Origin of the sequence: Rhizobium sp. Root491 (assembly GCF_001427205.1) — a bacterium.
GTDB classification, from domain to species: domain Bacteria; phylum Pseudomonadota; class Alphaproteobacteria; order Rhizobiales; family Rhizobiaceae; genus Agrobacterium; species Agrobacterium tumefaciens.
On the sequence record NZ_LMFF01000001.1, the window covers coordinates 424,062 to 436,944 of the forward strand.

At 59.2% G+C, this 12,883-nt stretch carries 17 protein-coding genes; 13 read left to right on the forward strand and 4 right to left on the reverse strand.

Annotation, left to right across the window (positions count from 1 at the left end; all coding sequences use genetic code 11):
* Positions 1–72 precede the first annotated feature (72 nt).
* The 4 genes from ASD46_RS02110 (at position 73) to ASD46_RS02120 (ending at position 3,702) form a co-directional block, all read left to right on the forward strand.
* Positions 73–810 (forward strand): phosphatidylserine decarboxylase, encoded by a 738-nt coding sequence (locus ASD46_RS02110; protein ID WP_076844018.1) that lies wholly within the window; start codon positions 73–75, stop codon positions 808–810.
* Positions 811–833: 23 nt separating this feature from the next.
* On the forward strand, positions 834–1,703 hold the full coding sequence (gene pssA, locus ASD46_RS02115; protein ID WP_003512304.1) for a CDP-diacylglycerol--serine O-phosphatidyltransferase: 870 nt from the start codon (positions 834–836) through the stop codon (positions 1,701–1,703).
* Positions 1,704–1,875: 172 nt separating this feature from the next.
* The gene (locus ASD46_RS27655) at positions 1,876–2,007 is read left to right on the forward strand and encodes a hypothetical protein (RefSeq protein WP_003496883.1); all 132 of its coding nucleotides are present in this window, start codon (positions 1,876–1,878) and stop codon (positions 2,005–2,007) included.
* Between the two features lie 402 nt (positions 2,008–2,409).
* Positions 2,410–3,702 (forward strand): response regulator, encoded by a 1,293-nt coding sequence (locus tag ASD46_RS02120; RefSeq protein ID WP_025592928.1) that lies wholly within the window; start codon positions 2,410–2,412, stop codon positions 3,700–3,702.
* 75 nt (positions 3,703–3,777) lie between these two features.
* Here the strand turns inward: ASD46_RS02120 and ASD46_RS02125 are convergent, their stop codons facing one another.
* Together ASD46_RS02125 and ASD46_RS02130 are read right to left on the reverse strand one after the other, a co-directional pair.
* Positions 3,778–4,539, reverse strand: coding sequence for an SOS response-associated peptidase (locus tag ASD46_RS02125; RefSeq protein WP_025592926.1), 762 nt, complete (start codon positions 4,537–4,539; stop codon positions 3,778–3,780).
* A gap of 10 nt (positions 4,540–4,549) precedes the next feature.
* A complete protein-coding gene (locus ASD46_RS02130; RefSeq protein WP_025592925.1) occupies positions 4,550–4,873 on the reverse strand; it encodes a YnfA family protein in 324 nt (107 codons plus the stop codon).
* Between the two features lie 106 nt (positions 4,874–4,979).
* Here ASD46_RS02130 and ASD46_RS02135 point away from each other — a divergent pair, with 106 nt between their 5' ends.
* The 9 genes from ASD46_RS02135 to ASD46_RS02175 all read left to right on the forward strand — a co-directional run bounded on the left by ASD46_RS02135 (position 4,980) and on the right by ASD46_RS02175 (position 11,137).
* On the forward strand, positions 4,980–5,396 hold the full coding sequence (locus ASD46_RS02135) for an NUDIX hydrolase (protein WP_003512297.1): 417 nt from the start codon (positions 4,980–4,982) through the stop codon (positions 5,394–5,396).
* A 178-nt stretch (positions 5,397–5,574) separates the two neighbouring features.
* On the forward strand, positions 5,575–6,015 hold the full coding sequence (locus tag ASD46_RS02140) for a TIGR02301 family protein (protein ID WP_025592922.1): 441 nt from the start codon (positions 5,575–5,577) through the stop codon (positions 6,013–6,015).
* A gap of 105 nt (positions 6,016–6,120) precedes the next feature.
* Entirely contained in the window at positions 6,121–6,378 is a 258-nt protein-coding gene (locus ASD46_RS02145; protein ID WP_003496894.1) for a hypothetical protein, read from the forward strand.
* Between the two features lie 14 nt (positions 6,379–6,392).
* Positions 6,393–7,160, forward strand: a complete 768-nt coding sequence (locus ASD46_RS02150) for a hypothetical protein (RefSeq protein WP_025592920.1) — start codon at positions 6,393–6,395, stop codon at positions 7,158–7,160.
* 190 nt (positions 7,161–7,350) lie between these two features.
* The gene (locus ASD46_RS02155; protein WP_025592919.1) at positions 7,351–8,199 is read left to right on the forward strand and encodes a YgfZ/GcvT domain-containing protein; all 849 of its coding nucleotides are present in this window, start codon (positions 7,351–7,353) and stop codon (positions 8,197–8,199) included.
* Positions 8,200–8,201: 2 nt separating this feature from the next.
* Positions 8,202–8,837, forward strand: coding sequence for a YfbR-like 5'-deoxynucleotidase (locus ASD46_RS02160; protein ID WP_025592917.1), 636 nt, complete (start codon positions 8,202–8,204; stop codon positions 8,835–8,837).
* On the forward strand, positions 8,834–9,352 hold the full coding sequence (locus ASD46_RS02165) for a tyrosine phosphatase family protein (RefSeq protein WP_019565367.1): 519 nt from the start codon (positions 8,834–8,836) through the stop codon (positions 9,350–9,352). The genes ASD46_RS02160 and ASD46_RS02165 overlap by 4 nt, the downstream gene beginning before the upstream one ends.
* A 79-nt stretch (positions 9,353–9,431) precedes the next feature.
* Positions 9,432–10,253: a mechanosensitive ion channel family protein gene (locus tag ASD46_RS02170; protein ID WP_025592915.1), complete on the forward strand. Its 822-nt coding sequence runs from the start codon at positions 9,432–9,434 to the stop codon at positions 10,251–10,253.
* A gap of 200 nt (positions 10,254–10,453) precedes the next feature.
* Positions 10,454–11,137 (forward strand): ZinT family metal-binding protein, encoded by a 684-nt coding sequence (locus tag ASD46_RS02175; RefSeq protein ID WP_060641832.1) that lies wholly within the window; start codon positions 10,454–10,456, stop codon positions 11,135–11,137.
* Positions 11,138–11,254: 117 nt separating this feature from the next.
* On the opposite strand, the gene ASD46_RS02180 is transcribed toward ASD46_RS02175, so the two are convergent.
* Both ASD46_RS02180 and ASD46_RS02185 read right to left on the reverse strand, forming a co-directional pair.
* Positions 11,255–12,073: an ABC transporter permease gene (locus tag ASD46_RS02180; protein WP_003512280.1), complete on the reverse strand. Its 819-nt coding sequence runs from the start codon at positions 12,071–12,073 to the stop codon at positions 11,255–11,257.
* Positions 12,070–12,858, reverse strand: coding sequence for an ABC transporter ATP-binding protein (locus ASD46_RS02185; protein WP_003512279.1), 789 nt, complete (start codon positions 12,856–12,858; stop codon positions 12,070–12,072). Before ASD46_RS02185 ends, ASD46_RS02180 begins: the two co-directional genes overlap by 4 nt.
* Positions 12,859–12,883: the final 25 nt, after the last annotated feature.

The following is a 12,883-nucleotide window of genomic DNA, read 5'->3' on the forward strand; positions in this document are numbered from 1 at the left end:
GGGGAGTTTGGCTGTAACCAGCTAAGCGAACTTTGTCGCATGCCCGTATGGATGATGTCGTATCACGACCATATGCAGACGCGGCAGGCGGAAACCGGAGCAAGGAAACTTATGAATCTGTTCGACACCATTCGCAACACCATCGTACCGATCCACAAGGAAGGCTACGTCTTCGTGGCCGCCTTCTTCGTCGCATCGCTGGTGCTCGGCTGGATATCCGAACCGCTGTTCTGGGTCGGTCTGGTGCTGACGGCCTGGTGCGCCTACTTCTTCCGCGACCCCGAGCGCGTGACGCCGCAGGATGACGACCTGATCATCAGCCCTGCCGATGGCAAGGTGTCCGCCATCCAGACCGTCGTTCCGCCGCTGGAGCTGGAACTCGGCAAGGAGCCGATGGTGCGCATTTCGGTGTTCATGAACGTGTTCAACTGCCATGTGAACCGCGCGCCCGTGCGCGGCCGTATCGTCAATGTCGCCTACCGCCCCGGCCTCTTCCTCAATGCGGAAGTGGACAAGGCCTCCGAAGACAATGAGCGCAACGGCCTCGTCATCGAGACAGCGCATGGCAAGGTTGGCGTGGTGCAGATTGCCGGCATGGTCGCCCGCCGTATCGTCTGCTGGGTCAAGCCGAATGAACCAGTTGATGCCGGCGAGCGTTTCGGTCTTATCCGTTTCGGTTCGCGCCTCGATATCTTCCTTCCCGAAGGTTTTCAGCCGCGCGTTTCGGTGGGCCAGACGGCAATTGCCGGCGAAACGGTTCTGGCCGAGTTCGGCTCCGCCAAGGGTCCGGTCCTTAGCCGTCGCGGCTGACGAAAACAGGAAGGGCATGCGCCATGGAAACGCCGATCTCGGAGCCGCAACAGAACGGAAAACATGAGGGCCGCAACGACAGCGGCCGTGGGCCGCGCCTGAGGGAAATTCCCTTTCGCCTCGTAATACCCAACCTCATCACCGTTCTGGCCATCTGCGCGGGCCTGAGCGGCGTGCGCCTTGCCATTGAAGGCCGGTTCGAGCTGGCCGTGGGCATGGTGCTGCTTGCCGCCTTCCTCGACGGCATCGACGGGCGCATCGCCCGGATGATGAAAGCGACATCCAAATTCGGCGAACAGATGGATAGTCTGGCCGACATCGTCAATTTCGGTGTCGCCCCTGCCCTCGTCGTCTATATCTATATGCTTGATCAGGCGCGTTCGATAGGCTGGATCGCCGCCCTCATCTACGTGATTGCCGCAGGCCTTCGTCTGGCGCGCTTCAACGTCATGATCGAGCGCCCGGTGAAGGCGCCGTGGCAGAACGAATTTTTCGTGGGCGTTCCGGCCCCGATGGGCGCCATGCTGGTGCTTCTGCCTGTTTATCTCGGCTTCCTTGGTGTCGAGCCGGGCAAGCCCTTCGCCTATATCGCCGCCGCCTACACCGTGTTGATCGGTTATCTTCTCATCAGCCGCCTGCCGGTCTGGTCGGGGAAGTCAGGTACCAGCCGCATTCGCCGCGATCTGGTGCTGCCGATGATCCTCGTCGTCGTGCTTTACGTGGCAATGCTGATGAGCTTCACCTGGGAGGTACTGGTTCTGACGGTTGCTGCCTATCTCGTGTTCATCCCCATCAGCGCTCGCCTCTGGCACCGCCGTTATGGCACGCTGACGATTGAGGAAGACGCGCATGACGACGCCAATGGCGGCAACGGCCTCGATCGCGGTATTTGAAACCGCAGGTATTATTTTTCTCCCCCGAGCCGTCGTTTGACGTGACACAAAATGTCGCAGCCCGAAAAGCGGGCTTCGCTTTCTTTCGCCTCGAATCCGTCAAGATTACCCACGAGAGAAGTAGCTCACACGTATCGAAACGGCGATTGACGTGAATTGTGGAGAAAGAGAAATGACGAACGAGACGAAGGCACAGCCGCAGGCGAAGCCCGACCTCAACAGCCACTACCGACCGCTCGGACTGAAGGCCGTTGCGGCCGCAGCCCTGATGCTGAAGCGCAAGCCCGCCGCCAAAACCGCTTGAAAACATTCGCTTTTCTTGAAAGCACAACATCCAAGGCCTCGCAGACTTTGCGATGGTAACGGTCAATCCGAAAAAACATCCGGTTAAATGTGCGGCGCTAATATTAGCGCCGTCTCCATTTGTGCGGCCCCCAGCGAGAACCGCATAACCGGCCTGTTTTATAAAACTTCCCGATCTGTAACGAAGCTGCAACCAAAACGAAGTAAAGTATTCGACTTCCACGGGACGACTGTACGGATAGTCTCGCATCGACTACTGAGCATCAAAAAAATTTCTACTTTAGCGATTCTTCCTGCTACAGCGAACAAGGCCGATTTTCGATGCCGTTGACAGGCGGTATCGGACCAATTCGGATGTTGCGGGAAAACCAACGAAGACGGGCCATGGGGGGCTTCATACGGCATGCAGGATAAAATCCTTCTGATTGAAGATTCCGTTGCTCTTTCCATGCTGCTGAAGTCGCGGCTTTCGGAGGAAACGCCAGCCGAAGTGATCCATTGTGACAGCATGGCGCAGGCCGATATTCTGCTGCGCGCCCATGATTTCACGCTGGCACTCACCGGTCTCAATCTGCCCGATGCGCCGAAGGGTGAAATTCTCGCACTTCTTGCCGACCACAAGGTGCCGGCGATCGTCTTCACCGCCACGGTGGATGAGGAGGCGCGCAAGCGCTACGCCGAAAAGAAGATCATCGACTACATCGTCAAGGATGGCCATCGCACCGTTGATGCCGTGGTGAAAACGGTCGACCGGATTTTGACCAACAGACTGTTTTCCGTGCTGGTAGTGGATGACGTGCGGACGGCGCGTTCCGGCCTCGTGGAAATCCTCGAACGGCAGAATTTCAGGGTCAGCGAAGCCCATTCGGGCAAGCAGGCGCTGGAAATCCTGTTGCAGGATCCATCGATTCAGCTTGTCATCACCGATTACCATATGCCTGACATGGACGGCTACGAGCTGACGCGCCGCATCCGCGACAGCCGTTCCTCGGAAGACCTGCGGGTCATCGGCATCTCGTCCTCCACGGACCGGCTGCTTTCGGCAAGCTTCCTCAAGGCCGGGGCATCGGATTTCGTCTACCGTCCCTTCGTGCCGGAAGAATTGCAGTGCCGCATCGACAACAATATCGAAACGCTGAAACAGCTGAAACGGCTGCGTGAACTGGCAGAGCGGGATCATCTGACCGGATTGCCGAACCGCCGCTCCTTCTTCGAGCGTACGCGGGCACTGATGGACGTCATCAACGACAATGACGAAAACGGCGCAGTCGCCATTCTCGACATCGACCATTTCAAGAAGATCAACGACACGCTGGGGCATGATGCCGGCGACAGGGCGCTGAAGAAGCTTGCCGAACTGCTGCACGACATGTGCCATGAGCAGCGCCACATTCCCGCGCGCCTTGGCGGCGAGGAATTCGCCGTGTTCCTGCGCGGGCTCAATGCGCATGCCGCCTATCAATTCTGCGAGGAGCTGCGCGGCGCCGTCGAAAAGAACGGCCGCCAGCTGAGCGGCAGCAGCCTGGCGCTGACGATTTCGCTCGGTGTCGTGGAAATCGAAAAGGGCGAACCCTTCGACAATCAGCTCAATGCCGCAGACCAGCTGCTCTACCTCGCCAAGGCGAACGGCCGCAACCGCGTCTATTCCGACATCATGATCCAGGAAGGCCTGCAGAAAATCGGGCGGAACGGGTAAGACGGGCGCAGGATGGTCAACTGTGGAGTGACCGGGTCGATCCGCGATGACCAGCCTCGAATGCCAGCAAGCACATCAGAACAATGACATCTGGCCATCATCCTTAGGTAGCCTGATTTTCGCGAGCGGCGCGCTTTCCGGCACCGGCTCGATAAGGTCAGCGCCGACATTGGCGACCTTGTTGACCTTGTCCGATACCGGGATCATCTCGAAAAAATCATCCTGAACCGGGCGCATCAGGTCGGCCACCTCACGAGGTTCCTGCGTCTTGCAATCCAGCCAGCGGCTGAAATCCTCCGGCGCGATTACCACCGGCATACGGTCGTGAATGCGGCCGATCGCGGCGTTGGCAGCGGTGGTTAGGATTGCGCCGGTATCGACCTCGGACCCGTCAGCGGAAGACCACGTCTCCATGAGGCCGGCAAAGGCGACGATGCCGCCGTTCTTCGGGCGGATGAAATAGGGCTGCGGCTTGCCGCCCTCCTCCTTCGGCGGGCGCCGCCATTCGTAAAAGCCGGTGGCAGGCACCAGCACGCGGCGATGGCGCATGGCGGCGCGAAAGGATGCCTTGCCGATGGCCGTTTCCGAACGCGCATTGATGAGCAGGGGGAAATCCTTCGGGTCCTTGACCCAGCCGGGCAGAAAACCCCAGCGCACCAGCATGGCCCGACGGTTGGGCAGGTTACTGCCGCGCTCCTGCCGTTCACCCTCCAGCACGATCAGGATCGGCTGTGTGGGCGCGATGTTGAAGCGCGCGGGAAAATCTTCAAGGCCGATCAGGTCAAGATAATCGGCAATCTCTTCCGGTGTCGCTTTGAGCACGAAACGTCCGCACATCGTCTGCTCCTCAGGCCCGGGGACCGAATAAAATGATAGCCGTGCCCGCGAGGCAGACGGCACCGCCAGCGATATCCCATCTATCCGGTACTTGCCCCTCAACGCCCCAGAGCCAGAGAAGCGATGCGGCAATGTAAATCCCGCCATAGGCGGCATAGGCCCTGCCCGCGGTCTCGGTCGGCACCAGCGTCAAAGCCCAGGCGAAAGCGGCGAGCGCCAGCATGCCTGGCAGCAATATCCAGCCCGTCTTGCCAAGCTTCAGCCAGGCCCAGAAGGAAAAGCAACCGGCGATTTCCGCACCAGCCGCCAGGGCATAAATAAGATAGACCTTCATTCCACCGTCTTCTGCGTGCACAATCGATCCGATTCCCGAATATACCATCGGTATTCCCGGACCAATATAGACAGGCCCAAGACGGCTGAAACAAGCGAAACCATTCATGACCCTTCGTATCAAGCCCCGCCCCGCCTCCTCCGCCATCGTCCGGAATGGAGATCGGCTGCTGCTCGTGCGCCGTATAAATCCGCCGTCGAAAGACATGTTCGCCTTTCCGGGCGGGCGCGGCGAAGAGGGTGAAACGCCAGCCGAGACGGCGCTGCGCGAACTTCAGGAGGAAACCGGTATCGTCGCGCGTAAACCGCAGCTGTTTGCGACCTATGACCTGCCGTCGCGCGACCCCGAGGGTGCGCTGACGAGCCACTATTTCCTCTCCGTCTTTACCGTGGAAACGGATGCGGACCCGGCGGTGACGGCGGCCGACGACGCGGCGGATGCGGGCTGGTTCACATTGTCGGAAATCCGCCGGTTGCCGGCACCGGAAAGCGTCGTCGAATGCGCCGAGCGGCTGCTTGCATGATTGCCAGACAGCCAGAATCGCTATTATCTAGAGGATGTCGCGCAACACTGTGCAGCAGTTTTGCGATAAAGACATGATATAGACCTAAAGCTGACGGGGCGGTCTGAAAGACCGCGATGGCTTCAGGACCAATCCGCCCGCCGGGTGTTCACGAGTATGTGTGGGGCAGAATAAAATTTTGATACGGCCAACCATTTTCCTGTCTTTTTTCCTGACCATTCTTGCACTCGCCGGGCAAGACGGCGTCGCTCATGCGCAGCCTTCGAAGGCTGCTTCCAGTGAGGTTCGCCCGCCGGAAGCACAACCGCCCAAACCCGCTCCCTATGACGACAGGCTGGCACGGCTGTCGGAGATATTGGGGGCGGTGCAATATCTGAGAACCCTGTGCCCTTCCTCCGGTCCGGAGGACTGGCGCAAATCGATGAGCGATCTTCTGGCGGCCGATACGGCCAACGAACCTGAAAGGCGCCAGCGCATGACGGCTGCATTCAACCGTGGATATCGTTCCTTTGCGGCCATCCACAGCAGTTGCACACGCGCCGCCGTCATGGCAGAAGAGGGCTACCGTAACGAAGGGGCAACACTCGCCCAGGAAATTGCGTCCAGGTTCGGAAATTAGCGGATTGTTAACCTCTTTTCGCCGCAGCCCGTGCCGTTTTGATAAAAGGCTGCTAGTGTTGTTAACAGGGTGGTAAGGACTTGCCCGCCCTGTCGAGGATGAAAAATGCAGACGAGCCGTAACGAAATCGACGACATGATCGTGCATGAAAAGATGCAGGTCGCTCTGGAACACCAGAACGAGGCATGGGCTGACGGCATGGCCGACGGCATCGAGCCGGAGATCATCGCCGATGCCGCAATCGCTCTGGCCATGCGCGAAACCATCCGTATGCACGGCGAAGCCGGTGCTGAAGCAATGCTGGAATCGCTGCGCCAGCGCATGCTTGAAGGCGAATTTTCCCCGCAGCGCGTGATACAGTAAAGTCGGGGTCTGTCATGTCTTGCCTGAGCAAGGGGCTTTTGCGCTCTTCCGCCATGCTGTCCATCTTGGCTGCCTTGACCGCCGGGTCCATTGGCTTGCCCGGCCGCGCCTTTGCGCTTTCCGAGCTGAAACCCGCACAAAATACCGAAGGCGAGCCGCAAGCCCAAAGTGGCGAACAGCCGCAACGGCCCCAGGCTCCTGAGCCCGACGAGATCGAAGGTGATTCGGACGGCATTCCCCTGCCCGACCCTCTGGTCGACCGTTCCGCCGGTCAATCGACCCAGCAACCGGCCAAGCCGGGCAACACGCCGGAAATGTCGGTCGTTATCGAGCATGATATTTCAAAGGCGCCGGAAGCTGTGCGCAAGCTTCGCCAGCAGATCATCGACGCCGCCTCTTCGGGCGATATCGAAAAACTGCGGCCTTTCATCGCCGCCAGCGACAAGCAGTTCCGTATCGACGGCAATGACAGCGACGACCCGATCGCAGCGCTGAAAAGCTATTCCGGCGATCCGGACGGTCTGGAAGTGCTGGCGATCATCATCGATCTGCTTTCCACGGGTTATGCCCATGTCGACGCCGGCACCCCGGATGAAGCCTATGTTTTCCCCTATTTCTCCGGAAAGCCGCTCAATACGCTGACTGCGCCGGAAAAGGTAGAGCTGCTGCGGATCATCACGGCGGGCGATCTGGCTGATATGCAGGAATACGGTAATTACAGCTTTTACCGCATCGGCATTTCGCCCGATGGCAAGTGGAAGTTCTTCACCGCCGGCGATTGATCGCGCGGCGGTGCTTGCCGTTCTTTTGCAAAAATCCTAACTGTGCGGCATGAGCAATTCAGCAGAAGCGCGTCGCGGTTCTGCAAATAGAACTGCGCGAAAACAAAAAGAGAGCATTTCTGCAGATTGCCTCGGCTAGCCCTCAGCGACCCTGGCCGGAAATGCTTTCGATGAACCGAACGGTGATGCCATGCCTTCCGCCTTTCTTGCCGACCGCCGCCTGATCAGAGTTTCCGGCACGGGTGCCGAAGAGTTTCTGAACAATCTGATCACGGCCGATGTTGAAAACCTGCCGCAAGGCGAGGCGCGCGCCTCGGCACTTCTGACGCCGCAGGGCAAGATCCTGTTCGATTTCCTGATTGCGCGCGATGGGCCGGATTATCTGATCGAATCGGGCGCTGCCGAACAGGATGCGCTGCTGCGCCGCCTGACCATGTACAAGCTGCGCGCGCCCGTTGATCTCAAGGCCGAACCGATAGAAGGCGTCAGCGTTTTCTGGAGCGAAAGTGTGCCGGAGGCGGGCGCGAAGGACGGCCGTTTCGCCAAGGCCGGCATCAATCTGTTCCGCGTGCCGGGTGCTTCGGCCTCGGGCGACATAACGGCATATGATGCCCTGCGCATTGAGTACGGAATTGCCGAATCCGGCCGGGATTACGCGTTGCAGGATGCTTTTCCGCATGATGTGCTGATGGATGTGAATGACGGCGTCTCGTTCAAGAAGGGTTGCTTCGTCGGTCAGGAAGTCGTCTCGCGCATGAAACATCGCGGCACGGCAAGACGGCGGGTCGTAACCGTTTCGGCTGAAAGCGCGCTTCCCGCAACCGGAACCGAAATCACCGCCAATGGAAAACCGGTCGGGGCGCTTGGAACCGTTTGCGGCAACACGGGACTTGCCATCGTGCGGACAGACCGCGTTGCCGATGCGCTCGCCTCCGCCACGCCGCTCATTGCCGAGAATGTTCCCGTGACTGTGGCCTTGCCGGCCTGGAGCGGCATCTCCTTCCCCGTCGTCGATCCTGCGGTACAGGCGGAGGAATAGGCGTGGCGCCCGCTAAAAGTCCCCGCGCCTGGCAGCGCATGCTTTCTGGACGGCGGCTCGACCTGCTCGACCCCTCACCGCTCGACGTAGAAATCGCCGATATCGCCCATGGTCTTGCCCGCGTCGCCCGCTGGAACGGCCAGACGCGCGGCGATCACGCCTTTTCCGTCGCCCAGCATAGCCTCATCGTTGAAAACATTTTCTGCCGCATATGTGCGAATGCGACGCCCGACGATATGCAGATGGCGCTTTTGCACGACGCCCCGGAATATGTCATAGGCGACATGATCTCGCCGTTCAAATCCGTGGTTGGCGGCGGTTATAAAACCGTGGAGAAAAGGCTGGAAGCGGCCGTGCATCTGCGCTTTGGCCTGCCGCCGCATGCCTCGCGCGAACTGAAAGACCGCATCAAGAAAGCCGATACGGTTGCCGCCTTTTTCGAGGCGACGGAGCTTGCCGGTTTTTCCATTGCCGAGGCACAGAAATTCTTCGGCCTGCCGCGCGGCATCACCCGCGATATGTTCGACATAATCCCGCTTCCCTCGACCGAGGCGCAGAAGCGGTTCATTGAACGCTTCGAGGCGATCGAGGCGATGCGCGTGGTCAAAACCGGCAACGCGGCTGGAGGGGTTAAATGACTTCTATCGTCGTATCGCCGCTGTCGCGGATCGCGGAAATGGCCGTGAAGCACAAAGCCCGTGAAATGGTGACGCTGATAGCAAAGGAGCAGACTTTTCACCGCCCGGCGGTGATCTCAGCCGAAAGGCACCTGACCCTTGCGATGAACGACATCAGCTTCAAGGGCACCGGCGATCTCATCGCGCCTGACGATGCACATGTGCTGCGGCTGATCGATTTCGCCCGCGAATGGGACCAGTCCGCACCGCTTCTCATCCATTGCTGGATGGGCGTGTCGCGCTCTCCTGCCGCAGCCGTCATTGCAGCACTCAGCCTTTATCCGGATCAGGACGAGATGGCGCTTGCGCTCAGCCTGCGCACCGCCTCACCTTACGCCACCCCCAATGCCCGCATCATCGCAATCGGGGACCGGTTGCTTGGGCGGGATGGCAGGCTGGTGGCGGCAATCAAGACGATCGGCAGGGGCGCGGATACGGACGGCAACGTACCCTTCGTGCTGCCTCTCTCCAACTGACGGCTCCGTTTTTGGCGGAACCCCTGCGGCATCCAGTCGTTACCAAAGTAGAACAGCAATAAGAATCACGGGATAATTTATGGAACAACAGGCAACGGATATCATCGTCGCATCGCAGGCAGCGGTACGGCAGGCGAGCACGCTGGCGGTGCAATACTCCTTTTCGATCATCGGTGCGCTGCTGCTTCTGATCATCGGCTGGCTGGCCGCGACTTTCCTGCAGCGCTGGGCGTTTCAGGGCCTGTCGCGCATCCGCGGCTTCGATGCGACGCTTGCCGGTTTCTTCGCGGGTGCCATCCGTTACGTGGTGCTTATTCTGGTGCTGGTCATGGTGCTTGGCCAGTTTGGTGTACAGACGGCCTCCATTCTTGCGGCACTCGGCGCTGCCGGCCTCGCCATCGGCCTGGCGCTTCAGGGGACATTGCAGAACATCGCCGCCGGCATCATGCTTCTGGTGCTGCGTCCCTTCCGGGTTGGCGAATATATCGAGACTGGCGCCGTGAGCGGCACGGTGATCGAAATCGGCCTGTTTGCGACCGAGCTTAAAACCAGCGATGGGCTTTACCGCCTTGCGCCAAATTCCACCCTGTGGAACGTGCCAATCACCAATTATAGCCGCTTTCCCTCACGCCGCCACGAATTGAGCCTGACGGTTAAGAGCGACGAGGATCTGGCTGCGGCGCAGGACATGCTGATGCGTGTGGTGCGCTCGGAAAGCCGGGTACTGCTGGACCCCGCCCCCGTTACCTTCGTCGATTCGGTCAGCGCCGACAGCGCCACCGTGAAATTGCGCTACTGGGCGCGTAGCGACAATTACTTCGCAACCACGCGTGACGTGACGAAGGCAATGAAGCTCGCTTTCGATGAGCGCAAGTCGGAATTAACCGGGCAAACCGCGTGAATTAAGAGCGTCCCAGCCGCTCCCTTCTCCATGCAACTTTTTCCCATATGAAAGCAGGCCCTGAGCCGGCTTTCACCATTTTTCGCGCAAGGGTGGCGGCAGGCGCTCTTGCGTCTGGCGAAGGACGTGTTTATACGACCTATTCGTAATGTTATTACATAACTTACCCTTCGATTTATAACCACATAAGGGCCAGAAGAATGCAAAAAACCATCACCCGCGTCACCGGCGCGCTTGCAATCGGTTCCATGCTGCTGATGACAGCCCCGGCACTGGCGGCCGGAAAAGACAAGACGTCCACCGCGCATAGTCCCAGCCACGATCACAGCCATGGCCAGACCGAAGCCGAGAAACAGATCTACAAGGGTTACTTCGAGGATGCGCAGGTGAAGCCACGCATGCTTTCAGACTGGGAAGGTGACTGGCAGTCAGTCTATCCCTATCTGCTGAACGGTTCTCTCGATGGGGTCATGGCGGAGAAGGCAGCCCACGGCGACAAGACAGCAGCCGAATATCGTGCCTATTACGAAATTGGCTACAAAACGGATGTCAATCGCATCACCATCAAGGGCGACAACGTGGCGTTTTATAAGGAAGGCAAACCAACGCAAGGCACTTATGTCAGCGACGGCCAGGAAATCCTGACCTACAAGAAGGGTAATCGCGGCGTGCGGTACATCTTCAAAAAGACCGGCGGCGATGTGGATGCACCGCAATTTATTCAGTTCAGCGATCACACCATCGCGCCTAAAAAAGCCGGCCATTACCACCTCTACTGGGGCAATGACCGCAAAGCACTTCTGGACGAGGTGACCAATTGGCCAACCTATTATCCGTTCCAGATGGATGGCCCTGAGATCGTCGAGGAAATGGCGGCGCATTAAGACCGCACTCTTCCTGGTTTTCCGCAGCCTGTGGTCAAACCTTGAATTGTCACGATTTCGCCTTCCCCCCAGTGGGGAGAAGGCAACCAATGCGAGTTGATGCGGCCCTTTCCCCGCTCACTGCCCCATGGTCGAGCGATGCGCCCAGCCGGTCATGCGCTTTTCGAGCCAGGCCATGATCGCATACATGACGATACCTTCCACGGCGAGCATCAACAGACCGGCAAAGACCAGTGGGACGTTGAACTGGCTTTGCGCCGAACTCATCATATTACCGAGGCCATAATTGGAGGCGACGGTTTCCGATACGACCGAGCCGACGAAGGCGAGCGTGATGGCGATTTTCAGCGAGCCGAAGAAGTAAGGCATGGAGCGCGGAATGCCGACCTTCAGCATGATATCCATCTTCCTGGCGCCAAGTGCGCGCAGCACGTCCTCAGTTTCCGGCTCGATGGTGGCCAGACCGGTCGCGACGTTGACGACGATGGGGAAGAAGGAAATCAGGAACGCAGTCAGAACCGCAGGAACAGTGCCGATGCCGAACCAGATGACGAGGATCGGCACCAGCGCCACTTTGGGGATGGCGTTAAAACCGATCATCAGCGGATAAAGCCCGGCATAGATGGTTTTCGACCAGCCGATAAAGAGGCCGATGGCGAGACCCGCCGCGACGGCAATCGCAAAACCGAGCGTGGTGGTATAGAGCGTCTGCAGTGAGTTCTTCCAGATCGGCGACCAATATTGCACGATGGCCTGCCCCACACGTACGGGCGACGGCAGAATGGTTGGCGGCATTTTCAGCGCATAGACCAGCAATTCCCACATTGCAAACAGCGCCAGCGTATAGAGCCAGGGGGCGGCCTTCACCCAGTTGACCCGGGCGATCAGCGGTTTCGACGGCGCGGTTGCCATGCTGCTTTCCACAAACGCACTCATGCCGCCACCCTCGCCTGAGCTATCTCGCCATGCAGTTCCTGCACCATGTCGTTGAAACCCTTGTCATACATGATATCCAGCTGGCGCGGTCGCGCAAAAGGCACGCGGTGTTCCGCCAGAACGCGGCCCGGCCTTGCACTCATCACGAAAATCTTGTCGGCGAGAAAGGTCGCTTCGCGCAGGTCATGCGTCACCAGAATGATGGTAACCCGCTGCGCCGTATGCAGATCGCGGATGACGCACCACAGTTCCTCGCGGGTAAAGGCGTCGAGCGCGCCGAAGGGCTCATCCAGCATGAGAAGGTCCGGCTCGTGGATCAATGCGCGGCAGAGATTGGCGCGTTGCTGCATGCCACCGGAAAGCTGCCAGGGGAATTTCGAGCCGAAGCCTTTAAGGCCGACGATTTCCAGCAGGCGTTCGGCTTTGGCGACATATTCGGCCTTATGCGCGCGCAGACGCCGGCGGTGCTTCTCGACGATCTCCAGCGGCAGCAGGATATTTTCGAGCGTCGTGCGCCAGGGCAGCATCGTCGGGTTCTGAAACGCCATGCCGACAATGGAAACCGGTTCCGTGACCTGCCGTCCGGCCACGATGACATTGCCCTTTTGCGGAATGTGCAGCCCCGTTACCAGCTTCATCAGGGTCGACTTGCCGCAGCCCGACGGGCCGACGACAGCAGCGAATTCCCCCTTGTCGACCGTCAGGTTGAGGCCGGATACAGCCAGCGTTCCGGCCGCCCCGCCGTAACGCATGTCGACATTGTCTATTTCCACGAGATGTGACATCGCAGTCCCCTTTTCAGCCCCCCAT